Here is a 21,503-nt window from a genome sequence, read left to right on the forward strand (position 1 = left end):
TTCAGGAAAAGCCCCGCTCCGGCGGGGCTTTTTTGTGGGAGTGACGACGCTATGGGGGCCTGGGGCGCACTGATCATGGGGTTCTTCGGCGCGGTCTTCGCGGCGATGGCCCTGACCTGGCAGACGCATCTGCCAGGAACGATGTTCACGCTGGCGCTAGCCCTCCCCGCGCTTGTCTACCTGGGCATCGCGCTGGCAGCACTACGCGTGATCCGCATGCCCGGCACCGGCATCATCCCCACCCCGCGCGAGGCCAAGGCCATCCAGTGGAGCAGTCTCGGCGAAGGTCTCGGCCTGTTCGTCGTCGGTAATCTCGCCATGAACCTGCACCGCCCCGACCTGCTGCTTCCGGCCATGGCGCTGATCGTCGGCCTGCACTTCCTGCCGATCGCACGGGCGGGCGGCTTCCGGCCTTTCTACTGGCTGGGAACAGCCCTGATCCTTGCCGCAGTCACAGGCGCCCTCCTTCCCGCTCCGCTCGGGAGCGTCCTTTCCGGGGGTGGCGCGTCGGCAGGGCTGTGGATCGCGGCCATCATGGCGATTGTCCGCGACCGGCGAGCGAAGCTGGCAAATGCCTGACCCACGACAGCAAGCCGCTCTCCATCTTTCTTGCGAAAGTTCTTGCAAAAGGAAGCCTATTTGAGCCCGATTCTCACCATGTTGCTGACTGCCGCAGCGCCTTCCACGTCGCCTCCCCCTCCTCCCCCGGCCCCGCACTATCATCTCGGGCCGCCCGAACCTGCCACGAGCAGTACGACAATGGCCTCCGTGGATTGTCCGACCTTTGGCTCGGTACGGATCGCCATCGCCGGAGGGGATGCTCCCACGCACCTGACTGCATTTGTCATCCAGGGCAAGGAAGCCCCTGCCAAGCTGCGCCAAAGCGTGGACGAGCACCTGCGCAAATTTCCGCAGGCGCCGACGCTATCGCTCAATTGCCCATCGCTTTGGGAAGGGTCTCCCACCGGGACCAATGGCTCCGTCAGCATCAGGCTCGGCAAAGTACCGCTATCTCAGGGAGAATATGGCTTTGTCATCGACCTTGACCGGTCGGGCCAGTTCGACATCCAAGGATGACGGAGTTTGTAAGCGCTGGAAATTTCGCAATAATCGTGTGAACGCTATTATCATCCGGAGCTGGCGGATCGTCCGACAGGCATTCTAGGGCAAGCGTCCAACCTTCATAACGCGAAGGTTCTGCCCAGTTCGATATTGAAGGGGATTCTCGAATGACATTGGCCCGTTTCCTCGGCTTCGCCGCTTTCGCCGCGCTGGCCACAGCTCCGCTTTCCACGCCAGCCAGTGCTGCCAAGCCACCAGCAGCGGCTACGCCCGCCGTCGATCCCGAGGCGCTGGCTCTGGCAAAACGGATCACGTCCGCCGCCTTCCCGCCCGAGCGACGTCAGGAAATGCTGACCAATCTGATGCAAACCATGCTCGGGCAGATGAAGAGCGGCCTCGGCCTTGACGAGATCACCGATCCCGGCCTGCACAAGATCCTTGAGGATTACCTCGACAACATCCCCACCCTGCTGCGCCCGGCGACGGACGCCTATCTGCCCAAGCAGATGGATGCGATCGCGCAGGCCTATACCCGCAAGTTCACCACTGCGCAGCTGCGCGACATCGCCGCCTTTGCAGAGACACCCTCGGGCAGTGCCTACTTCAGCCACTCGCTCGAAATCATGTCCGATCCCGCCGTCGCCGAAGTGAACACCGAATATTTCCGGCAGATCAAGTCCATCAGCAAAGCCTCGCAGGCCGATCTTCAGGAAGAGGTGATGGCCTATCTGAAGGCCCATCCCGACGCGATGAAGGACAAGTCGGCTAACAGCGACGGCAAGTAACCCGGCCGGAAGGAAGCCCGCTGCTTGGCTTCGGGGCCAATGTGCCGATGCCCCCGGTGCGGGGCGCTTCCCTTTCCTACAGACCCGGCCGCGCGGTACTCTCACCGCATGGACGCGCCTGCCTCTTTCGCTGCAACCCCGCAACCCATGCGGCCACCGCAAGATGACACGCCTCGCGGCAAGGTGACACTTACGCGGCGCATGTTAACACCGTACACTACGCAAATCCGCCATTTCTCCGGCGAGGCGGCACATATCTCCTCTGGACAGTGTAAACCGTGTCAACCAGGTGTCACCTTGTGCGCCCATGGCACGGTCAAGACTCGCCATTTCGCCGGAGCGCGACTAAGGGAGCGCGCAAGCGAATCCCTCGCGAGAAGGAACCACCCTCTCCCATGCGCATCGCGATCGCATCCGATCATGCCGCCGTCGAGCTCAAGGCAGCTCTGCGCGAATATCTCATCGAAATCGGCCACGAGGTCGCCGACCTCGGCCCCGAGACCGAGACCCGCGTCGATTATCCCGACTATGGCTACAAGCTGGCCTCGGTCGTCGCCGACGGCACCGTGCAGTTCGGCGTCGCGCTGTGCGGCTCGGGCATCGGCATCTCGATCGCCGTCAACCGCGATCCCGCCTGCCGCTGCGCGCTCGTCTCCGAGCCGCTTTCGGCAGCGCTGGCGCGCGAGCACAACGATGCCAACGTGATCGCCATGGGCGCCCGCCTGACCGGCATCGACATGGCCAAGGCCTGCCTCGACGCTTTCCTTTCGACCGAGTTCGGTGGCGGACGCCACGCGGGCCGCGTCGAAAAGCTTTCCAACCCGACCCTCTGAAGGAGCCAGACCTTATGACCGTCGAAACCGCCATCCGCGCCCCCGGCTTCTTCACCGACGCGCTTGCCACCAGCGACGAAGCCGTCGCCAAGGCCATCGGCCACGAACTGAAGCGCGAGCGCAAGCAGATCGAGCTGATCGCTTCGGAGAACATCGTCTCCAAGGCCGTGCTCGAAGCACAGGGCTCGGTCTTCACCAACAAGTACGCCGAGGGCTATCCCGGCAAGCGCTACTATCAGGGTTGCGAGCCTTCGGATCAGGTCGAAGCGCTGGCGATCGATCGCGCCAAGCAGCTGTTCGGCTGCGAATACGTCAACGTCCAGCCCCACTCGGGCGCGCAGGCGAACGGCGCGGTACTGCTCGCCACCGTCAAGCCGGGCGACACCATTCTGGGCATGAGCCTCGATGCCGGTGGCCACCTGACGCACGGCGCGCGCGCGGCGATGTCGGGCAAGTGGTTCAACGCCATCCAGTACGGCGTCACCAAGGACACCCACCTGATCGACTTCGATCAGGTCGAGGCGCTCGCCCGCGAGCATAGCCCCAAGCTCATCATCGCCGGTGGCTCGGCCTACCCGCGCGAGATCGACTTCGCGCGCTTCCGCAAGATCGCCGACGAAGTGGGCGCGCTGTTCATGGTGGACATGGCGCACTTCGCTGGTCTGGTCGCCGCAGGCCTCCACCCCTCGCCGTTCCCCTATGCCGACATCGCCACCACCACCACGCACAAGACGCTGCGCGGCCCCCGTGGCGGCATGATCCTGACCAACGACGAAAAGCTGGCCAAGAAGATCAACTCGGCGGTGTTCCCCGGCCTTCAGGGCGGCCCGCTGATGCACGTCATCGCCGCCAAGGCGGTCGCCTTCGGTGAAGCGCTGCGCCCCGAGTTCAAGCAGTACGCCGCGCGCGTGATCGAGAATGCGCAGGTTCTGGCCGAGACCCTCAAGGCGCGCGGCGCAGCGATCGTTTCGGGCGGCACCGACACGCACCTCGCGCTTGTCGACCTCACCCCGCTGGGCGTGACCGGCAAGGACGCCGACGAGGCGCTGGAGCGTGCAGGCATCACCTGCAACAAGAACGGTATCCCGTTCGACCCGCTGCCCCCGGTCAAGACCAGCGGCATCCGCGTCGGCACGCCTGCGGGCACCACGCGCGGCTTCGGCCCCGAGGAATTCCGCGAGATCGGCAACATGGTGGCCGATGTTCTCGACGGTCTGGCGCGTTGCGGCGAAGAAGGTGACGCTCAGGTGGAGCAGAATGTGCGCACGCGCGTTGAAGCGCTGTGTGACCGTTTCCCCATCTACGAGGACTGATGCCATGATCGACCCCGAGCGCCCCGAGAAGACCGACAGCTTCATCCACGATGCCCGCCATGAGCTGGCCGGGATGCTGGAGGATGGCATGGCCCATCCCTCGACCAAGCCGGTTCTCGTCTGGGGTGCGCTCGGGGCCGTTGCCGGTGCTTTCCTGCCGGTCGTCTCGATCGGCATGGGCCTTGCCGCCGGTGCCGGTTATGCCTTCTACAAGCGCGTGCGCCCCGATTGAGGGGCACGCCTGATTTCGAAAGACCCTGCCTGAATGCGCTGTCCGTTTTGCGCCCACGACGATTCCCAGGTCAAGGACAGCCGCCCGGCCGAGGATAACGCCGCGATCCGCCGCCGCCGCCAGTGCTCCAGCTGCGGCGGACGCTTCACCACGTTCGAGCGCGTGCAACTGCGCGAAATCCTGGTGGTGAAGAGCGACGACAAGCGCGAGCCGTTCGATCGCAGCAAGATCGAGCAGTCGGTATCTCTGGCGTGCCGCAAGCGCGGGATCGAGCGCGAGAAGATAGAACAGCTCGTTTCGGGCGTGCAGCGCCAGCTGGAAACCTCGGGCGAATCGGAAATCCCCTCGGTCGTCATCGGCGAGATGGTGATGGAGGGCCTGCGCCAGCTCGATTCGGTGGCCTATATCCGCTTCGCCAGCGTCTATCGCGATTTCGCCGAGGCCAAGGACTTCGAGGATTTCGCAGGCGCCGTTCGCGAAATCGGACAGGGTTGATTTTACCGGCGGGCAAGCCCATCGCGGCATGATCATGTCCGATACCGACCTCCAGAACCAGCCCGCAGCGGCGCCCGCAGGCGCAAACCGCCAGCCTGTCATCGTCCTCGTCCGTCCACAGCTGGGCGAAAACATCGGCAAGGCCGCACGCGCCATGCTGAACTTCGGGCTGACGGACATGCGGCTGGTATCCCCGCGCGACGGCTGGCCGAACCCTTCGGCAGGCCCGGCAGCGGCTGGCGCCGACATCATTCTGGAAAAGGCGCAGGTCTACGAGACGCTGGCGGATGCCGTGGCCGACTGCGCCAATGTCTACGCCACCACTGTCCGCAAGCGCGGCGTGACCAAGCCCGTGGTAACGCCCGAGGAAGCCTCCCGCGAGATTCACGCCGAACAGGGCCGCTCCGCCTTCGTCTTCGGCCCGGAGCGCTCGGGACTGGAGACCGAGGACGTTGCGCTCGCCCGCGCGATCCTGACGGTGCCGATCAACCCGCAGTTCGGCTCGCTCAACCTGGCGCAGGCGGTGATCCTGTGCGCCTATGAATGGTCAAAGGGCGCAGCGGCGCACGATGCGGGGCTGGTCCAGCCCACGCAGGAAGAACTGCTTCCCCCTGCCCCGCAAGAGGAACTCGAAGGCCTCATCGGCCACTTCGACCGCCTGCTGGAAGAGAAGAACTATTTCTGGCCGGAGACCCGCGCCGCCGCCAACCGGCTGACCTTGCGCAATCTGCTGACCAAGCCGCGCTGGAACCATCTGGAAGTGCGCACCATGCGCGGCGTGCTCTCCGCGCTCGAAAAGGCGCGACGCCCGCGCAGTTAAGCCGCGACCAATCCTCTTGGTTGCCGGTTCATTTCACGATAGCATCCCCGCAGCGACAACATCTGTGGGGGAATATCATCATGAAGAATGCGATCCTGATTACGCTGGCGGTATTCGCCGGCGCGACGCCCGCACTTTCGAACAGCGCTCTGGCCAAAACGGACAAGCCGCAGCTTGCCAAGGACGATCCCAACCGCGTGATCTGCCGCCGCGAAGACACGACCGGTTCGATCATGGGCAGGAAGACCTGTCATACAAAAGCGGAATGGGACCAGATTGCGAAGCAGCTCGCCGACAGCAAGGTGAAGTTCGATGCGATCGATGCCCGGACGTATACTCGCTCCTCAGGCCACTGAGCGCAGGCCAACCCGCGATTTTCCGCTGTAAATGGCAGGAAATCGCGGGCCTCTCCTCCCCTTCGACTTGACTCTGGCGCTGTAACCCGTAAGGGGCAGCCCTTCACATGGCGCCCGTCGCTTCAATGCGGCGCGTAACGCCTATTCGGCCCCGCACTTCCGGTGAAGCGGCGGCCGCATCCGGCACGATAGGCCGGATGGTGCACCCCGGAAAACTATGGATCGCCTTCACCGTGAAGGCGGCAGCAGAACAGGAGACGACATATGTCGAAGCGTAAGAGCGCCAAGTACAAACTCGACCGCCGCATGGGCGAGAACATCTGGGGCCGTCCCAAGAGCTCGGTCAACCGCCGCAGCTACGGCCCCGGCCAGCACGGCCAGCGTCGCAAGAGCAAGGTTTCGGACTTCGGTCTGCAGCTGCGTGCAAAGCAGAAGCTCAAGGGCTACTACGGCGACGTGACCGAGAAGCAGTTCAAGCGCACGTACCAGGAAGCCTCCAAGATGAAGGGCGACACCGGTCAGAACCTGATCGGCCTGCTCGAGCAGCGTCTGGACATGGTCGTGTACCGCGCCAAGTTCGCGCCGACCGTCTTCTCGGCTCGCCAGATCGTTTCGCACGGCCACATCCGCGTCAACGGTGTGAAGTGCAACATCGCTTCGCGTCGCGTGAAGGTTGGCGACGTCATCAGCCTGGGCAACAAGGCCAAGGAAATGACGCTGATCATCGAAGCGCAGTCGCTTCCCGAGCGTGAAGTCCCTGACTACGTCGCTCAGGACGGCGCCGACAAGGTGACTTTCGTTCGCGTTCCGACGCTGGACGAAGTGCCCTACCCGGTGAAGATGGAACCGAATCTGGTCGTCGAGTTCTACTCGCGCTGATTTTCGGTCCTGTCGGACAGAATGCGAAGGGGCGGTTCCGGAAGGAGCCGCCCTTTTTCATTGCCAAATTTGGGCCGATTTCGGGCCGGTTTCGGGCTACTCGATTGCTGCTCGGCTACACCGTCCACGATGCCAACGATTGTTGCGATAAAACGAGGAAAAATCGGCGAATCGAAGGACTTGTCAGGGAACCGCAACAGGCTTTCGGCATTGGACAGTCACCATGTCTCGATACCGATTCATCACCCCGCACCGCACCGGAAAATGGTATCCCGATCTCGACACCGCGCAGCGCCATGCCTGCGAGATCGGCGCCGGATTCCTCGACACCCACACCGGGCGCTTCGTGGCCTATCTGGGCACCAAGTTGCAGATCCGCCGTCCACAGGACTCGGCGGACAACCTTATCCCGGCCTGATTGACACCAGGGTAATCGTCAGGACTTAGGGGCGAGGCCCAGTTGGGCGCTCGCCCAGTCCCACAAGGCATCGACTTCGGCCGCAGCCTTGCCTTCAGGTTCGACCTCGGAAGCCACTTCCCCGCCGCCCGCAGCGCGATGAAACGCTGCGCGTTCACCGAAATGGACGGGTGCCATGCTCAATCCCAGATTCTCGATCTGCGCGCCCGTCTCACTGATCAGTTTCGTCGCACGGGACGGCACTGCATTGAGCACTACGAACGCGGGCTTCTTCGCATAGGCAACCAGTTCCGCCGTCGCTTCCAGAGCATGCAGATCGAATGCCCGCGCGCGGGTCGGGATCAGGATGAGATCTGCCGCCCGCACCGCCTCACGCGATGCCATATCGCCATGCGGAGGGGTATCTATCACGATCAGTTCCGTCCCCTCGCGCTGGGCTTTCAGGATCGTACTGGTCAACCGCGCCGGAGGGCATGTCACCACTTCCGGCAGGAACCCTCCACGCCAGTCCCCCCAGGCCGCCGAAGTCGCCTGCGGGTCCATGTCGATCACGCAACTGCGCCGGGTATCGTAGGCCGCACAAGTGGCGAGATGTACGGCAAGCGTCGTCTTGCCCGAGCCGCCCTTCTGGCTGACAATCGCGATAGTCGGCATATGGTCCGGCTCTCCTGTGATGCCCAGCGAGCCCGTCCGAATCGAAAAGAGGCCAGCGCAGCGACGCTAGCCTCCCCTGAAAGCACCATCCATGTCCAGCGCCGTGCGCTGTCAGCAACCCTATCCGCCCGATTTCGAGGCGAAATAGTCTCGCCGGAAATCTGCGGCGAACGCCGCGAAACGCTGCTGCGCGATGGCGTCACGCATGCCCTGCATCAACTGCTGGTAGAACCAGATGTTGTGCTCGGTCAGCAGGATCGCGCCGAGCATCTCGCCCGCCTTGATCAGGTGGTGCAGATAGGCGCGGCTGTAGGTGCTGCACGTCGGGCAGGCGCAACGCTCGTCGATAGGGCCGGTATCTTCGGCATGGCGGGCATTGCGCATGTTGAGCGGGCCGTTCCAGGTGAAGGCCTGCCCGTTGCGGCCCGAGCGCGTGGGCAGCACGCAGTCGAACATGTCGACCCCGCGCTCCACCGCGCCGACCAGATCGTCGGGCTTGCCCACGCCCATCAGATAACGCGGACGGTCTGCCGGAAGCTGGCCGGGCGCGAACTCCAGCGTCTCGAACATCGCCTGCTGCCCCTCGCCCACGGCAAGGCCGCCGATGGCATAGCCGTCGAAGCCGATCTCGGTCAGGGCGCCGGCAGAGGTCTTGCGCAGGCCTTCGTCCAGCGCGCCCTGCTGGATGCCGAACAGCGCGGCATTCTCGGCGTGCTCGCCGCCCTGATCGAATGCCTCGCGGCTGCGCTTCGCCCAGCGCATCGACATTTCCATCGAGCGGGCGATAACGTCGCGCGGCTGGTCGATCTTGGGACATTCGTCGAAACACATGACGATGTCCGAGCCGAGCAAGCGCTGGATCTCCATCGAGCGCTCGGGGCTGAGCATATGGCGCGAGCCGTCGATGTGGCTGGCGAAAGTCACGCCCTCTTCGGTGATCTTGCGCAGTTCGGACAGGCTCATCACCTGATAGCCGCCGCTGTCCGTCAGGATCGGGCGATCCCAGTTCATGAACTTGTGCAGACCGCCAAGCCGCGCAACGCGCTCGGCACCGGGGCGGAGCATCAGGTGATAGGTGTTGCCAAGGATGATGTCGGCCCCGGCGGCGCGTACCGCCTCGGGCTTCATCGCCTTGACGGTCGCGGCAGTGCCCACCGGCATGAAGGCCGGCGTGCGGATCTCGCCGCGACGCATCTGGATGGTGCCTGTGCGAGCCTTGCCGTCGGTCGCGTGAATCTGGAACTGGAAGCGCGGGTTCATCCGCGCTCCCCTACCGCGTCAGCCGCGCAGGCGCCAGCCCGTCTGGAAGATCCGCCAGATCGCGATCACGCAGATCAGCAGGAATGCCAGGGTCATTCCCAGTGATACCCCGATCGGGAAGTCCGATTGGCCATAGAAGCACCAGCGCAGACCATTGACGAGATAGACCACCGGATTGACCATCGCCACCGTGCGCCAGGGCTGGGGCAGCATGTCGATCGAATAGAACGTGCCGCCCAGGAACGTCAGCGGCATGATGAACAGCACCGGCACGATACCAAGTTTCTCGAAGCTGGTTGCCCAGATGCCGAGAATGAAGCCGAACAGCGAGAAACTGGCCGAGACAAGCAGGATGAAACCAAGCGCATAGAGCGGATGGACGATGGTATAATCGACGAACAGCGTCGCCGTTGTCAGTATGATCGCCGCAAGAATCAGCGACTTGGTTGCCGCCGCGCCAACGAAACCGACCAGCGTCTCGGCCACGCCCACCGGCGCCGAGAGCAGTTCGTAGATCGCCCCGGTGAACTTGGGCATGTAGATGCCGAAGCTGGCATTGGAGGTGCTCTCTCCCAGCAGGGTCAGCAGCAGCAGCCCCGGCACGATGAAGGCACCATAGTTCATCCCGTCCATTCCGGCAGACATGCGCCCGCCAATGGCAGCGCCGAAAACGACGAAATAGAGCACTGTAGTCAGCACCGGCCCCAGAATCGACTGCATGGCGGTGCGCAGCGCGCGCATCACTTCGCGCTTGTAGATCGTCCAGGTGCTGCGGGCGTTGAAGGCGATCATGCCGCTGCTCCTTCGAGAAGATTGACGAAGATTTCCTCGAGACTGGACTCGCGGATGTCGATGGCGGTGTAGTCGATCCCGGCCTGGGCCAGCATTTTGGTGAGTTCGGCGACCTGCGCCTTGCCACCGCCCTGCCCGTCTCCGCCGCGATAGATCAGCACGGTGCCGTCTTCCGAAAGCGTGACCGGCAAATGCGTAACGACAGCCGGCACGTCGGAGACGGCAGCGGCGAGCGTGACATGCGCTTCGGTGCGGCCAAGGCGCTTCATCATCTCGCGCGTCGGCTCGACCATCCGGATCTTGCCGCCCTGAATGATGCCCACCCGGTCGGCCATATCCTCAGCCTCTTCGATGTAGTGCGTGGTCAGGATGATCGTCGTGCCGCGTTCCCGCAGGGCGGCGATCTGCTTCCACATGTCGCGGCGCAGTTCGACATCGACACCGGCAGTCGGCTCGTCGAGGAACAGCAGGTCCGGCTCGTGCGCCAGCGCCTTGGCGATCAGCACGCGGCGCTTCATGCCGCCGGACAGCGCGCGGATCTGTGCGTCCTTCTTGTCCCACAGGCTGAGCGCGCGCAGGATTTCCTCGATCTTGGCGGCATCGGGTGCAAGGCCGAAGAGGCCGCGCGAATAGTTGACCGAGTGCAACACCGTGTCGAACATGTCGGTCGCCAGTTCCTGCGGAACTAGACCGATGCGTGCGCGCAGGCGGCGCCAGTGCTTGTGCATGTCCTCGCCAAAGGCGTGGATCGTGCCGGAAGTCGGGCGCACCAGCCCGCAGACCGCGCCGATCAGCGTGGTCTTGCCCGCACCGTTGGGGCCGAGCAGGGCGAAAATCTCGCCCCGTCGGATTTCGAGGTCGATCCCTGCCAGCGCGGTGAACCCGCCGGCATAGGTCTTGGTCAGACCGCGAATGTCGAGAATAGTGTCCATCGTCCGAGAAATGCTCCCTGCCCCTGAGACGCGCGCCGATATCCTCACGCCTTGCGTGAGCACCGCTGCCTATCTTTCGGGAATCAAAAGACTCGAGTCGCCATATGAATAGAACCGATAGCCGTTCGCGATGGCATGCGCATAGACCTGCTGCATCGTGTCGAGGCCCATCAGCGCGCTGACCAGCATGAACAGCGTCGACTTGGGCAGATGGAAATTCGTCATCAGTCCGTCAATGGCCCGGAAGCGATAACCCGGCGTGATGAAGATCGAGGTATCGCCTTCGAACGGGCGGATAATCCCATCCTCGCCGGTTGCGCTTTCGAGCAGGCGCAGGCTGGTGGTGCCCACGGCAATCAGGCGACCTCCGCTTGCACGCACGGCGTTGAGACGATCCGCCGTCTCTGCATCGATCCGTCCGAATTCGGCGTGCATGCGATGCTCGGTGGTGTCGTCGGCCTTGACCGGCAGGAAAGTGCCTGCACCGACATGAAGCGTCAGCGTCTCGCGTCCGATCCCGGCAGAGTCGAGGCGCTCCATCAGTTCCGGCGTAAAGTGCAGCGCAGCCGTAGGTGCGGCGACAGCCCCCTTCTCGCGCGCGAACATCGTCTGATAATCGCTGGCGTCCGCCTCGTCGGTCGGGCGCTTACCCGCGATGTAAGGCGGCAGCGGCATGCGACCAGCCCGTTCGAGAAGCACTTCGACCGGCTCCTCGCCCCGAAACAGCAGCGTCCAGCTGCCGTCCTCGTGACGTTCCTCGGCGACAGCCTCGACATCGGCGGGAAACGCAATGACATCGCCTGCCTTCAAGCGCTTGGCATTGCGCACGAAGGCGATCCAGCGCCGCAGGTCATGGCGCTTGTGCAGCGTAGCCCCGATCCTGGCCTCACCGCGCATGCCTTCGAGTTGCGCGGGGATGACGCGGGTGTCGTTGAACACCAGCACATCGCCGGGGCGCAGTACATCGGGCAGGTCGTGGACATGACGATCGGCGAAAGGCTCGCCGTTCTGCGCCACGAGGAAACGCGCTGCGTCGCGCGGGCGTGCCGGGCGCAGGGCGATGAGGTCGGTGGGAAGGTCGAAGTCGAACAGGTCTACGCGCATGACAGCGCGCTAGAGCAGCCCGGCGCGCCCGGCAAGGGCACGCCGATACGCAAGGGTCAGTTCGACTTGGACTTGTTGAGATCCGAAGCCGAGATCGAACCCGGAGCAGGCGCGGCAGAGGGCGTTGCCGTCGGCGTGGGCGCAACGACAGGCGGCGCCTTGTTGTCCGACGCCAGCGAGGCCTGCAGGATCTTGGTCGGATCCTTGGGCGGCTCGCCACGGTGGATCGCATCGACATACTGCATACCCGCGATCACGCGACCAAACACGGTGTACTTGTGATCGAGCGCGAAGCGCGGGTAGAACATGATGAAGAACTGGCTGTTCGCGGTATTCGGGTCGTTGGTGCGCGCCATCGCCACGGTGCCGCGCACATGGGGCATCTCGTTGAATTCCGCCGTCAGGTCGGGAAGATCGGAGCCGCCCTGCCCGGTCCCCGTCGGATCGCCGGTCTGCGCCATGAAGCCATCGATCACGCGATGGAAGATCTGGCCGTTGTAGAAGCCCTTTTCCGTGAGCGTCTTGATCCGCTCGACATGATGGGGCGCCCACTGCGGCATCAGGCGGATCGCCACGCGCCCGCCGTCTGAAAGATCGAGCAGCAGCACGTTCTGCGGATCGTGAGAGATATCCATGTCCACCGTCACCGGCAGCTTGGCCTTCTGCATCTCGGTCGCCTCGCTGGCGGCCGCGCTCTCTTCGAGAGCCTTCTTCTTGTCCTTGGCGATAGCGGGCGTAGCGGCGAGCACGAGGCCCATCATCATCGCGGTAACGGGAAGGCGGAAGTTCATCTATCACTCACACTTGGGTCTGCCCTCGGGGCGCGCCAGCGTTAGCCGCCTTGCGCTGTCGAGACAATGAACGAATTACTGGAAGCGCGTTACCTGAGCCGTAACTGTGGCAACACGCGGGCAATGGAAAAATTCGATAGCGTCCTCAATAGTCGCCAAGGAACCCCCGTTCGGCAATCCGCGCCAGCACATCCTCGCGAACGGCAGGACTGACGAAACGGGTGATGTCACCCCGGAACATGGCGATTTCCTTCACCAGCTTGGACGCGATCGGCTGGAGACCGACATCGGCCATCAGGAACACCGTCTCGATCTCGGCATCGAGCTGCTGGTTCATCCCGGCCATCTGGTATTCGTATTCGAAATCGGCGACCGCGCGCAGCCCGCGAACGATCACGCCGGCGTTCTGCGCCCGCGCGAACTTCATCAGCAGCGCGTTGAAGCCCACGACGGTCACGTTATCGAGCCCCAGCGCAGCCACTTCGCGCTCGACCATGGCGATGCGTTCGTCCGGCTGGAAAAGCGGATCCTTCGACGGGTTCGTGGTCACGCCAACGATCAGCCGGTCGACCAGCTTCGCGCCGCGACGGATGATGTCCGCATGGCCCAGCGTGATGGGATCGAAAGTGCCGGGATAGACGCCGACACGCTCTGCGCTGCTCAAGTCAGTGATCCCTTTCCACGATATAGCGCGCCACGGCGCGCAACACGTCGGCCTTTTCGCCGTAGCTCGCCAGATGTCCGATCGCCTGTTCGACAAGCATGCGCGCCTGCTCGCGGGCGCGCTCGGGGCCAAGTAGGGACACGAACGTCTCCTTGCCCTTGCCCGCATCCTTGCCGACGGCCTTGCCCGCCACGTCGGCATCGCCTTCATGGTCGATCAGATCGTCGGCAATCTGGAAAGCGAGGCCGATATCGCGCGCATAGCCGCGCAAGTGCGTGCGGCCTTCCGGCGCGACTTTGCCCAGGACGGCGCCCATCTCGACCGCCGCACCGAGCAGCGCACCGGTCTTGAGCTGTTGCAGCCGCGTGACCGCCTGAAGATCGAACCCGCCCTCTTCTGCAACCAGATCCATCATCTGCCCCCCTGCCATGCCCTGCCAACCGGCAGCATGGGCCAGCGTGCGCACCAGTTCGACCTGCACGAAGGGATCGGGACTGGTCGCCGGGTCGGCGAGAATCTCGAAGGCGAAATCGTGCAGCGAATCGCCCGCCAGCACCGCCGTCGCTTCATCGAAAGCGAGGTGCAGCGTCGGCTTGCCGTGGCGCATGGCATCATCGTCCATGCAGGGCAGATCGTCGTGGATCAGCGAGTAGACATGGATCGATTCGAGAGCGATGCCCGCCCGGATCGCGGGTTCGCGCCCCACGCCGTACATTCCGGCAACGCAAGACACCAACAGCGGACGCAAGCGCTTGCCGCCGCCGATGCAGGCATAGCGCATCGCCTCGACCAGTCTGGCGCGGGCATCCCCCGGCACCGGCAACAGCGCATCGAAGGCGCCGTCGATATCCGCTGCGATCGCCGCGAGCGCCTCTGCCAGTATTGGCTCCGGGCCCGCAGTCCCGTTGATGCTGCTGCCCCCGCTCATGCTGTCAGCGATCCGGCGAATCGAAAGGCTGGGTGCTTACCGGCACGCCATCCGGCCCGGCGACGATGCGCTCGATCCGGGCCTGAGCCGAATCGAGCCGCGCCTGACAATGCTTGCGCAGCGCTTCTCCGCGTTCGTAGAGCGTGATGGAATCCTCCAGCGCGACGTCCCCGCTTTCAAGGCGACGCACAACGTCTTCCAGTGCGCGAAGGGCGTCCTCGAAACTGAGGCTTGCGATGTTTTCGGTCTCTCCGGCCATAGCCTCCTGCAATGGCCGGAGCGCCCCGCGCGGTCAAGGCGCGACCATGCCTCAACCAACAGCGCGATGATTTTCCGCAACCATGCCGCTCCAGCCCTCCAATCGGGCTAGCGCCTGCGCGCGCGTGCCGCTAAGGCGCGGGGCCATGACCCAGATCACTCCAGACGTCGTCGAGGCCCACGGCCTCAACCCCGAGGAATACGAGCGCGTCCTGAATGCGCTTGGCCGCGAGCCCAACCTCGTCGAGCTTGGCATCTTCTCCGTCATGTGGTCCGAGCACTGCTCGTACAAGTCGAGCCGCTTCCACCTCAAGAAGCTGCCGACCAAGGCCTCGTGGGTGATCTGCGGCCCCGGCGAGAACGCGGGCGTGATCGACATCGGTGATGGACAGGCCGCCATCTTCAAGATGGAGAGCCACAACCACCCCAGCTACATCGAGCCCTATCAGGGCGCCGCGACCGGCGTCGGCGGCATCCTGCGCGACGTGTTCACGATGGGCGCGCGCCCGGTCGCCAACATGAACGCGCTGCGCTTCGGCCGCCCCGACCACCCCAAGATGAAGCACCTCGTGCAGGGCGTCGTCGCGGGTATCGGCGGCTACGGCAACTGCGTGGGCGTGCCGACAGTCGGCGGCGAGACCAACTTCCACAAGGCCTATGACGGCAACATCCTCGTCAACGCGATGACCGTGGGCGTGGCCGAGACCGACAAGATCTTCTACTCGGCCGCCACGGGCCTGGGCAATCCGATCGTCTACGTCGGCTCGAAGACCGGCCGCGACGGCATTCACGGCGCCACCATGGCCTCGGCCGACTTCGGCGACGATATCGACCAGAAGCGCCCGACCGTGCAGGTTGGCGATCCCTTCGTCGAAAAGCTGCTGATCGAGGCCTGCCTCGAACTGATGGCGACCGACGCCATCGTCGCCATTCAGGACATGGGTGCTGCGGGCCTCACCTCCTCGTCGGTCGAAATGGCCAGCAAGGGCGGCGCGGGCATCCGCCTCAACATGAACGCCGTGCCCTGCCGCGAAGAGGGCATGACGCCCTACGAGATGATGCTGAGCGAAAGCCAGGAGCGCATGCTCATGGTGCTCAAGCCCGGCAAGGAGGCGATGGCGCAGGCGATCTTCTCCAAGTGGGAACTCGATTTTGCGGTGATCGGCGAAGTGACCGACACCGGCCACATGGTCCTCGAATTCGACGGCGAAGTGGTCTGCGATATTCCGCTCGGTCCGCTGGCCGACGACGCACCGGAATACGAGCGTCCCTATATCAGCCGCGAGGAATACAAGGTCTGGGCGCAGGTTCCGGCTCTGGGTGAAATCCCCGAGACCACCGATGTCGCTGCCGACCTGCTAACGCTGATCGGTTCCGCCGACCTCGCCTCGCGCCGCTGGATCTTCGAACAGTACGACAGCCAGGTCGGCGCCGACACCATGCAGAAGTCGGGCGGCGATGCCGCCGTCGTGCGCATCCACGGCACCCAGAAGGCGCTGGCGATCAGCACCGACTGTTCGCCGCGCTACTGCTATGCCGACCCCTACGAAGGCGGCAAGCAGGCGGTGGCCGAGACCTATCGCAACATCTGCGCGGTGGGCGGCCTGCCGATGGCGATCACCAACTGCCTGAACTTCGCCAACCCGCAGCGCCCCGAGATCATGGCGCAGATCGTCGGCTGCCTTGGCGGCATGGCCGAGGCGTGCCGCGCGCTCGACTATCCGATCGTCTCGGGCAACGTCTCGCTCTACAACGAATCGAAGGCGACAGGCGGCGGTTCGGCGATCCTGCCCACGCCCGCCATCGGCGGCGTCGGTCTGCTGGCTGACCATGACAAGATGGCGACCATCGCCTTCAAGAACGAAGGCGATGGCATCTTCCTGATCGGCGCCCCCAAGGGCCGTCTCGGCACCCACCTCGGCCAGTCGCTGTGGCTGCGCGAGGTCCAGGGCCGTGAAGCGGGCGAAGCGCCCAAGGTCGACCTCGGCGACGAGCGCGACCACGGCGAAATCGTGCGCGGCTGGGTCCGCCGCGACAAGGTTACGGCGGTGCATGACATTTCGGACGGCGGTCTGGTGGTTGCGCTGGCCGAGATGGCGCTTTCGGGCAACATCGGCTGCACCCTCGACGTCGAACTGACGACGCCGGGCGATGCCTTCGGTGAAGATCAGGGCCGCTACCTCGCGACCGCACCTGCCGGAACGCACCTCGACGGCGCCGTACGCATCGGCACCGTGGGCGGCACCAGCGTCGTCGGCGTCGAACTGACGGCACTGCGCGAAGCCAACGAAGCCTTCTTCCGCGACTGGATGGACGCTTAAGATTGAAGGGTAAACGCAGGGGAGCAATGCTCCCCTGCACCCCTATCTCCCGACGCGATCGGGGCGCCAAGCGGCCAATGCCGCTGATAAATGCAATCTTCCTGTGTCCGGGGCACGCAGTGCCCGAGCCTCTCGCTCTACGATAGAGCCGGAAGACGTAACGGGGTCCGGGGCCCATGGCCCCGGAATCACCCTTGAAACTTCAAATCGAAATCAGCCCCGCACCCACTTGCTCTCGGGGATACCCAGCAAGCGCAGCACGCTGGTCAGATCACCCCGGTCGATCCAGCCGTTAGACGCCGCGCGAGCCTTGGGCTTGGCGTGATAGGCGATCCCGTAGGTCGCCTCTTCCAGCATCGGGATGTCGTTGGCGCCATCGCCGGTCGCAAGGCAGGTCGCGTTCTCGCCCATCTGCGCCATTTCGGACAGCAGCGTTGCCTTCTTCACCGAACTGTCGACGATCGGCCCGGCAAGGCCGCCGGTCAGCTTTCCGTCCGCAACTTCGAGACGATTGCCGACGACATGCTCGAACCCGAGATCCTCTGCCACCGGATCGGCGAAGTGGTGGAAGCCGCCGGTCACGAGAACCGTCCGGCAGCCCAGCGACTTCAGCGTCGCCACCAGAGTCTTGGCGCCCGGCATCGGGCGGATACGCTCGGCAAGACACTGGTCGATGGCGCTTTCGGAGAGGCCCGACAGCAGACCGACGCGTTCGCGCAGGGCCGATTCGAAATCGAGTTCGCCCTGCATCGCGCGCTCGGTAATCTCGGCGATATGATCCTTCAGACCCGCAAAATCGCCCAGTTCATCGATGCACTCCTGCCCGATCATGGTCGAATCCATGTCCGAGATGAACAGCGCGGGCACGATTGGCTCCTCGCTCGTCACCAGCCCATCGGTCACGCCGAAATGCGCATCGAGCGCGGCACGCAGAGCCACGGCATCCTCGTCCGGCGAATCTATCTGCATCGTTGACCCACAGAAATCGAGCATCGTGGCATCGGCGATACGCACGCCGTCCGACGCCATCTGCGCCCTTGCCGCATCGAGACTGGTCGAAAGATGATCCGGTTCTGCTATCAGGCGGGCAATGAGCACTGCGAAATTCCTTGATGCGCCATACGATATGTCAGCCGGAGACCGGCCACCGCTGGCGCTCATCGCAGGGCCGACCGCCAGCGGCAAGAGCGATTGTGCCGTCGCGCTGGCGCAGGAACTGGAGCGACGCGGACGGCGAGCGGTGATCGTCAATGCCGACAGCTCGCAAGTCTATGCCGATCTCGAAGCACTGAGCGCCCGCCCTTCGGCAGACGAGATGGGTGGCATCGAACACCGCCTGTTCGGCACCTGGGACGGCACACAAAGCTGCTCCGCCGCCGACTGGGCCCGCGTCGCGGCGCAGACGATCCACGATCTGCACGCCGAAGGTGCTGTCCCGGTACTGGTGGGGGGAACCGGCCTTTATATCCGCACGCTGCTGGATGGCATCGCCCCGGTGCCGGCTATCGACCCCGCAATCCGCGATGCAGTGCGCGCCATGCCCGTCGAAGCAGCCCATGCCGCGCTGTCTCAGGAAGACCCCGAACGCGCCGCGCGCCTTTCTCCCACCGACACCACCCGCGTGGCCCGCGCTCTCGAAGTCGTGCGTTCCACCGGACACTCGCTGGCCTACTGGCAAACCCAGGCCCATGGCGGCATCGGCGGCAACGTATCTGTTCACGCCGCGATCCTGCTGCCCGAGCGCGCCGCTCTCTACGACCGCTGCGACCGCCGCTTTACCCGCATGATCGAGCGCGGCGCACTGCGAGAGGTCGAACAGTTGCTGACGCGCAAGCTCGATCCCGATCTCCCGGTAATGCGCGCGATCGGCGTACCGGAGCTGGCCAACCACCTTCGCGGCGAAATCTCGCTGGAAGATGCCTGCGCTGCAGCATCGCAGGCGACCCGCCGCTACGCCAAGCGCCAGTTCACCTGGCTGCGCAACCAGCCCCCGGAATCTTGGCGAAGAATCGCGTTTGAAAATTTCGATCCAGATAGCGTAACAGCAACTTTATTTCATTCCTTAGGGTTGACGTAACATTTCACGTCACCTACAGGCGCCCCTTACCTGCAAATGGAAGTATGCAGGGGGAGAGAGGAAGACCCGGCACGTCGCCAACGTCGTGTCGGGTCGACTCGAGGACAGCAAGCGCTGTCAAAAAACCAAGGCATTTCGTCGGCATGAGAGCCGCAATGCAGCATGAAGGAACGAGTCGTGAGTGAAGAGCGCAGTGGCGCCAACATCCTGGTCGAAAGCCTGATCCGTCAGGGCGTCGAAGTCGTTTTCGGGTATCCGGGCGGCGCGGTACTTCCGATCTACGATGCCCTATTCGGGGTGGAGCGACTACGCCACATTCTCGTCCGTCACGAAGCCGGCGCGGCCCACGCTGCCGAAGGCTATGCGCGTTCCACCGGCAAGCCGGGCGTCGTGCTCGTCACCTCCGGTCCCGGCGCGACCAACGCCCTCACCGGCATTGCCGACGCCTACATGGATTCGATTCCGCTCGTCGTCATCACCGGGCAGGTTCCGACCGCCCTGATCGGCTCCGACGCGTTTCAGGAAGCCGACACCATCGGCCTTTCGCGCCACTGCACCAAGCATAACTACTTGGTGAAAGACCCGCGCGAACTGGCTGCCGTCATCGACGAGGCGTTCCAGATCGCGACGACCGGTCGCCCCGGCCCGGTGCTGATCGACATTCCCAAGGACGTCCAGATCGCCATGGCGCCCTGGGACGACGCGCCCATTCAGCGCCGCCAGCGCTACGACCCGCGCACCGTCGGCCTGCCCGAGGAAATCTCCGAAGCGGTCGAGATGATTGCGGCGGCCAGGGCGCCCGTGTTCTACACCGGCGGCGGCATCATCAATTCCGGCCCGCGCGCCACCGAACTGCTGCGTAAGTTCCAGGAGACCATCGGCGCGCCCGTCACCTCGACCCTGATGGGTCTGGGCGCGTTCCCGGCGGACCATCCCGACTGGCTGGGCATGCTGGGCATGCACGGCACCTATGAGGCCAATCTGGCCATGAACCAGGCCGACCTCATCATCTGCCTCGGCGCGCGCTTCGACGATCGCGTCACGGGCCGTCTTGACGCCTTTGCGCCCAACTCGAAGAAGATCCACGTCGACATCGACCGGGCCTCGATCAACAAGACCGTGCGCGTCGACCTGCCGATCATCGGCGACTGCGCGACCGTGATGGAGCAGATCCTCGACGCGTGGGGCAGCCGCAAGGCCAACGACCTCACCGCGTGGAAGGCTCGCGTCGAGACCTGGCGCGAGAAGAAGAGCCTCTCGTTCCCGCTGTCCGACAAGGCGATCATGCCGCAGCTGGCGATCGAGCGCCTGTTCGAGCTGACCAGGGACAAGGCCCCGATCATCTCCACCGAAGTCGGCCAGCACCAGATGTGGGCGGCGCAGCACTTCCACTTCTATGGTCCGAACAAGTGGCTGACCTCGGGAGGTCTTGGCACCATGGGCTATGGCCTGCCTGCCGCCATCGGCGCGCAGGTCGGCAATCCCGATGCGCTGGTGATCGACATTGCCGGTGACGCCTCGATCCAGATGAACATTCAGGAGATGGGCACCGCCACGCAGTATCGCCTGCCGGTGAAGATCTTCATCCTCAACAACGAGTGGATGGGCATGGTGCGCCAGTGGCAGGAACTCACGTACGAGAGCCGCTATTCGCAGTCCTATTCCGACAGCCTTCCCGATTTCGTGAAGCTGGCGGCGGCCTATGGCTGGAAGGGCATCCGCATCGAGAACGAAAGCGAACTCGACGCCGGTATCCAGGCCATGATCGACTATCCCGGCCCGGTGATCGTCGACTGCCTCGTCGCCAAGGAATCCAACTGCTTCCCGATGATCCCCTCTGGCGCCTCGCATACCGAGATGATCCTCTATGGCGATCATGTCGCAGGCACCATGGACGACGCCGCCAAGGCCCTCGTCTGAGCGGCACGGCAAGCAGATCAGAGACATAACGCTATGCACATTCATCCCGAAGCAGACGAACGCCACGTCCTGACCGTCACGGTCGATAACGAGGCGGGCATTCTGGCCAAGATCGCCGGTCTGTTCACCGCGCGCGGCTACAACATCGACAGCCTGACCGTGGCCGACATCACCGAGAACCACGCGGTGAGCCGGATCACCATCGTCACCCATGGTCCGCCGAGCCAGATCGACCAGATCCACGCCCAGCTCGAACGCCTCGTGCCCGTCCACAAGGTGGTGGACCTGACCGAGATGGGGCCGCACGTCGCGCGCGAACTGGCGCTGATCAAGGTGGCAGGCCTTGGCGAGAAGCGCGTCGAGGCGCTGCGCCTGGCCGATATCTTCCGCGCCAAGGCGGTCGATACCACGACCGAGAGCTTCATCTTCGAGCTGACCGGCGCACCCGACAAGATCGACACCTTCGTCACGCTGATGCGCGACCTTGGGCTTGTCGAAGTGGGCCGCACCGGCATCGTCGCGATGATCCGCGGCGCCCAAGGGGCTTAGACCGGGCAGCTAAAACCAAACTCTTTTGAATTGGCGCCGCACCAGCAGCGCCCGAACGAC

At 64.2% G+C, this 21,503-nt stretch carries 25 protein-coding genes; 15 read left to right on the forward strand and 10 right to left on the reverse strand.

Annotation, left to right across the window (positions count from 1 at the left end):
- Positions 1-51: 51 nt before the first annotated feature.
- The 11 genes from AC3EC3_RS06150 (at position 52) to AC3EC3_RS06200 (ending at position 7,193) form a co-directional block, all read left to right on the forward strand.
- Positions 52-579 carry a hypothetical protein gene (locus tag AC3EC3_RS06150; protein ID WP_488488730.1) on the forward strand — a complete coding sequence of 176 codons (528 nt, stop codon included), beginning with the start codon at positions 52-54 and terminating at the stop codon, positions 577-579.
- A 180-nt stretch (positions 580-759) separates the two neighbouring features.
- Complete coding sequence (locus tag AC3EC3_RS06155; RefSeq protein WP_488488731.1) at positions 760-1,077, forward strand: hypothetical protein; 318 nt, start codon at positions 760-762, stop codon at positions 1,075-1,077.
- A 152-nt stretch (positions 1,078-1,229) separates the two neighbouring features.
- Entirely contained in the window at positions 1,230-1,847 is a 618-nt protein-coding gene (locus AC3EC3_RS06160) for a DUF2059 domain-containing protein (RefSeq protein ID WP_488488732.1), read from the forward strand.
- A 395-nt stretch (positions 1,848-2,242) separates the two neighbouring features.
- On the forward strand, positions 2,243-2,680 hold the full coding sequence (gene rpiB / locus AC3EC3_RS06165) for a ribose 5-phosphate isomerase B (RefSeq protein ID WP_488488733.1): 438 nt from the start codon (positions 2,243-2,245) through the stop codon (positions 2,678-2,680).
- 14 nt (positions 2,681-2,694) lie between these two features.
- Positions 2,695-3,993 carry a serine hydroxymethyltransferase gene (gene glyA, locus AC3EC3_RS06170; RefSeq protein WP_488488734.1) on the forward strand — a complete coding sequence of 433 codons (1,299 nt, stop codon included), beginning with the start codon at positions 2,695-2,697 and terminating at the stop codon, positions 3,991-3,993.
- 4 nt (positions 3,994-3,997) lie between these two features.
- Positions 3,998-4,225, forward strand: a complete 228-nt coding sequence (locus AC3EC3_RS06175) for a hypothetical protein (protein ID WP_260923540.1) — start codon at positions 3,998-4,000, stop codon at positions 4,223-4,225.
- A 33-nt stretch (positions 4,226-4,258) separates the two neighbouring features.
- Positions 4,259-4,720, forward strand: coding sequence for a transcriptional regulator NrdR (gene nrdR, locus AC3EC3_RS06180; RefSeq protein WP_260923542.1), 462 nt, complete (start codon positions 4,259-4,261; stop codon positions 4,718-4,720).
- Positions 4,721-4,754: 34 nt separating this feature from the next.
- Entirely contained in the window at positions 4,755-5,540 is a 786-nt protein-coding gene (locus AC3EC3_RS06185) for an RNA methyltransferase (RefSeq protein WP_488488735.1), read from the forward strand.
- A gap of 80 nt (positions 5,541-5,620) precedes the next feature.
- Complete coding sequence (locus tag AC3EC3_RS06190; protein WP_488488736.1) at positions 5,621-5,896, forward strand: hypothetical protein; 276 nt, start codon at positions 5,621-5,623, stop codon at positions 5,894-5,896.
- Between the two features lie 264 nt (positions 5,897-6,160).
- On the forward strand, positions 6,161-6,775 hold the full coding sequence (gene rpsD / locus AC3EC3_RS06195; RefSeq protein ID WP_488488737.1) for a 30S ribosomal protein S4: 615 nt from the start codon (positions 6,161-6,163) through the stop codon (positions 6,773-6,775).
- A gap of 223 nt (positions 6,776-6,998) precedes the next feature.
- Positions 6,999-7,193: a hypothetical protein gene (locus AC3EC3_RS06200; protein ID WP_488488738.1), complete on the forward strand. Its 195-nt coding sequence runs from the start codon at positions 6,999-7,001 to the stop codon at positions 7,191-7,193.
- 18 nt (positions 7,194-7,211) lie between these two features.
- Here AC3EC3_RS06200 and AC3EC3_RS06205 read toward each other — a convergent pair whose 3' ends face one another.
- From AC3EC3_RS06205 to AC3EC3_RS06245, 9 genes are all read right to left on the reverse strand, one after another.
- Complete coding sequence (locus tag AC3EC3_RS06205) at positions 7,212-7,847, reverse strand: AAA family ATPase (RefSeq protein ID WP_488488739.1); 636 nt, start codon at positions 7,845-7,847, stop codon at positions 7,212-7,214.
- A 120-nt stretch (positions 7,848-7,967) separates the two neighbouring features.
- Positions 7,968-9,107, reverse strand: coding sequence for a tRNA guanosine(34) transglycosylase Tgt (gene tgt / locus AC3EC3_RS06210; protein ID WP_488488740.1), 1,140 nt, complete (start codon positions 9,105-9,107; stop codon positions 7,968-7,970).
- Positions 9,108-9,125: 18 nt separating this feature from the next.
- The gene (locus AC3EC3_RS06215; protein WP_488488741.1) at positions 9,126-9,899 is read right to left on the reverse strand and encodes an ABC transporter permease; all 774 of its coding nucleotides are present in this window, start codon (positions 9,897-9,899) and stop codon (positions 9,126-9,128) included.
- Positions 9,896-10,831: an ABC transporter ATP-binding protein gene (locus AC3EC3_RS06220; RefSeq protein ID WP_488488742.1), complete on the reverse strand. Its 936-nt coding sequence runs from the start codon at positions 10,829-10,831 to the stop codon at positions 9,896-9,898. Before AC3EC3_RS06220 ends, AC3EC3_RS06215 begins: the two co-directional genes overlap by 4 nt.
- Before the next feature lie 69 nt (positions 10,832-10,900).
- Positions 10,901-11,935, reverse strand: a complete 1,035-nt coding sequence (queA, locus tag AC3EC3_RS06225) for a tRNA preQ1(34) S-adenosylmethionine ribosyltransferase-isomerase QueA (protein WP_488488743.1) — start codon at positions 11,933-11,935, stop codon at positions 10,901-10,903.
- Positions 11,936-11,991: 56 nt separating this feature from the next.
- Complete coding sequence (locus AC3EC3_RS06230; protein WP_488488744.1) at positions 11,992-12,726, reverse strand: peptidylprolyl isomerase; 735 nt, start codon at positions 12,724-12,726, stop codon at positions 11,992-11,994.
- Positions 12,727-12,871: 145 nt separating this feature from the next.
- Positions 12,872-13,399: a pantetheine-phosphate adenylyltransferase gene (coaD, locus tag AC3EC3_RS06235; protein WP_260927958.1), complete on the reverse strand. Its 528-nt coding sequence runs from the start codon at positions 13,397-13,399 to the stop codon at positions 12,872-12,874.
- On the reverse strand, positions 13,392-14,318 hold the full coding sequence (locus tag AC3EC3_RS06240; protein WP_488488745.1) for a polyprenyl synthetase family protein: 927 nt from the start codon (positions 14,316-14,318) through the stop codon (positions 13,392-13,394). Before AC3EC3_RS06240 ends, coaD begins: the two co-directional genes overlap by 8 nt.
- Before the next feature lie 4 nt (positions 14,319-14,322).
- Positions 14,323-14,577, reverse strand: a complete 255-nt coding sequence (locus tag AC3EC3_RS06245) for an exodeoxyribonuclease VII small subunit (RefSeq protein WP_260923572.1) — start codon at positions 14,575-14,577, stop codon at positions 14,323-14,325.
- Between the two features lie 145 nt (positions 14,578-14,722).
- On the opposite strand from AC3EC3_RS06245, the gene purL reads away from it, so the two are divergent.
- Positions 14,723-16,897, forward strand: a complete 2,175-nt coding sequence (gene purL / locus AC3EC3_RS06250) for a phosphoribosylformylglycinamidine synthase subunit PurL (RefSeq protein WP_488488746.1) — start codon at positions 14,723-14,725, stop codon at positions 16,895-16,897.
- 213 nt (positions 16,898-17,110) lie between these two features.
- On the opposite strand, the gene serB is transcribed toward purL, so the two are convergent.
- The gene (gene serB / locus AC3EC3_RS06255; RefSeq protein WP_488488747.1) at positions 17,111-17,995 is read right to left on the reverse strand and encodes a phosphoserine phosphatase SerB; all 885 of its coding nucleotides are present in this window, start codon (positions 17,993-17,995) and stop codon (positions 17,111-17,113) included.
- Between serB and miaA the strand changes: the two genes are divergently transcribed.
- The 3 genes from miaA (at position 17,988) to ilvN (ending at position 21,443) form a co-directional block, all read left to right on the forward strand.
- Positions 17,988-18,974, forward strand: a complete 987-nt coding sequence (gene miaA, locus AC3EC3_RS06260; protein ID WP_488488748.1) for a tRNA (adenosine(37)-N6)-dimethylallyltransferase MiaA — start codon at positions 17,988-17,990, stop codon at positions 18,972-18,974. The two genes, serB and miaA, sit on opposite strands and share 8 nt — an antisense overlap.
- A gap of 177 nt (positions 18,975-19,151) precedes the next feature.
- Positions 19,152-20,894, forward strand: coding sequence for a biosynthetic-type acetolactate synthase large subunit (gene ilvB / locus AC3EC3_RS06265; RefSeq protein WP_488488749.1), 1,743 nt, complete (start codon positions 19,152-19,154; stop codon positions 20,892-20,894).
- Between the two features lie 33 nt (positions 20,895-20,927).
- On the forward strand, positions 20,928-21,443 hold the full coding sequence (ilvN, locus tag AC3EC3_RS06270) for an acetolactate synthase small subunit (protein WP_260923576.1): 516 nt from the start codon (positions 20,928-20,930) through the stop codon (positions 21,441-21,443).
- Positions 21,444-21,503: the final 60 nt, after the last annotated feature.

Source organism: Novosphingobium sp. BAM6 (assembly GCF_057784955.1).

Coding starts and splice junctions, on each gene's coding strand:
- AC3EC3_RS06150 (WP_488488730.1), top strand. CDS start 52: ATGGGGGCCTGGGGCGCACTGATCATGGGGTTCTTCGGCGCGGTCTTC.
- AC3EC3_RS06155 (WP_488488731.1), top strand. CDS start 760: ATGGCCTCCGTGGATTGTCCGACCTTTGGCTCGGTACGGATCGCCATC.
- AC3EC3_RS06160 (WP_488488732.1), top strand. CDS start 1,230: ATGACATTGGCCCGTTTCCTCGGCTTCGCCGCTTTCGCCGCGCTGGCC.
- rpiB (WP_488488733.1), top strand. CDS start 2,243: ATGCGCATCGCGATCGCATCCGATCATGCCGCCGTCGAGCTCAAGGCA.
- glyA (WP_488488734.1), top strand. CDS start 2,695: ATGACCGTCGAAACCGCCATCCGCGCCCCCGGCTTCTTCACCGACGCG.
- AC3EC3_RS06175 (WP_260923540.1), top strand. CDS start 3,998: ATGATCGACCCCGAGCGCCCCGAGAAGACCGACAGCTTCATCCACGAT.
- nrdR (WP_260923542.1), top strand. CDS start 4,259: ATGCGCTGTCCGTTTTGCGCCCACGACGATTCCCAGGTCAAGGACAGC.
- AC3EC3_RS06185 (WP_488488735.1), top strand. CDS start 4,755: ATGTCCGATACCGACCTCCAGAACCAGCCCGCAGCGGCGCCCGCAGGC.
- AC3EC3_RS06190 (WP_488488736.1), top strand. CDS start 5,621: ATGAAGAATGCGATCCTGATTACGCTGGCGGTATTCGCCGGCGCGACG.
- rpsD (WP_488488737.1), top strand. CDS start 6,161: ATGTCGAAGCGTAAGAGCGCCAAGTACAAACTCGACCGCCGCATGGGC.
- AC3EC3_RS06200 (WP_488488738.1), top strand. CDS start 6,999: ATGTCTCGATACCGATTCATCACCCCGCACCGCACCGGAAAATGGTAT.
- AC3EC3_RS06205 (WP_488488739.1), bottom strand. CDS start 7,847: ATGCCGACTATCGCGATTGTCAGCCAGAAGGGCGGCTCGGGCAAGACG.
- tgt (WP_488488740.1), bottom strand. CDS start 9,107: ATGAACCCGCGCTTCCAGTTCCAGATTCACGCGACCGACGGCAAGGCT.
- AC3EC3_RS06215 (WP_488488741.1), bottom strand. CDS start 9,899: ATGATCGCCTTCAACGCCCGCAGCACCTGGACGATCTACAAGCGCGAA.
- AC3EC3_RS06220 (WP_488488742.1), bottom strand. CDS start 10,831: ATGGACACTATTCTCGACATTCGCGGTCTGACCAAGACCTATGCCGGC.
- queA (WP_488488743.1), bottom strand. CDS start 11,935: ATGCGCGTAGACCTGTTCGACTTCGACCTTCCCACCGACCTCATCGCC.
- AC3EC3_RS06230 (WP_488488744.1), bottom strand. CDS start 12,726: ATGAACTTCCGCCTTCCCGTTACCGCGATGATGATGGGCCTCGTGCTC.
- AC3EC3_RS06240 (WP_488488745.1), bottom strand. CDS start 14,318: ATGAGCGGGGGCAGCAGCATCAACGGGACTGCGGGCCCGGAGCCAATA.
- AC3EC3_RS06245 (WP_260923572.1), bottom strand. CDS start 14,577: ATGGCCGGAGAGACCGAAAACATCGCAAGCCTCAGTTTCGAGGACGCC.
- purL (WP_488488746.1), top strand. CDS start 14,723: ATGACCCAGATCACTCCAGACGTCGTCGAGGCCCACGGCCTCAACCCC.
- miaA (WP_488488748.1), top strand. CDS start 17,988: ATGAGCACTGCGAAATTCCTTGATGCGCCATACGATATGTCAGCCGGA.
- ilvN (WP_260923576.1), top strand. CDS start 20,928: ATGCACATTCATCCCGAAGCAGACGAACGCCACGTCCTGACCGTCACG.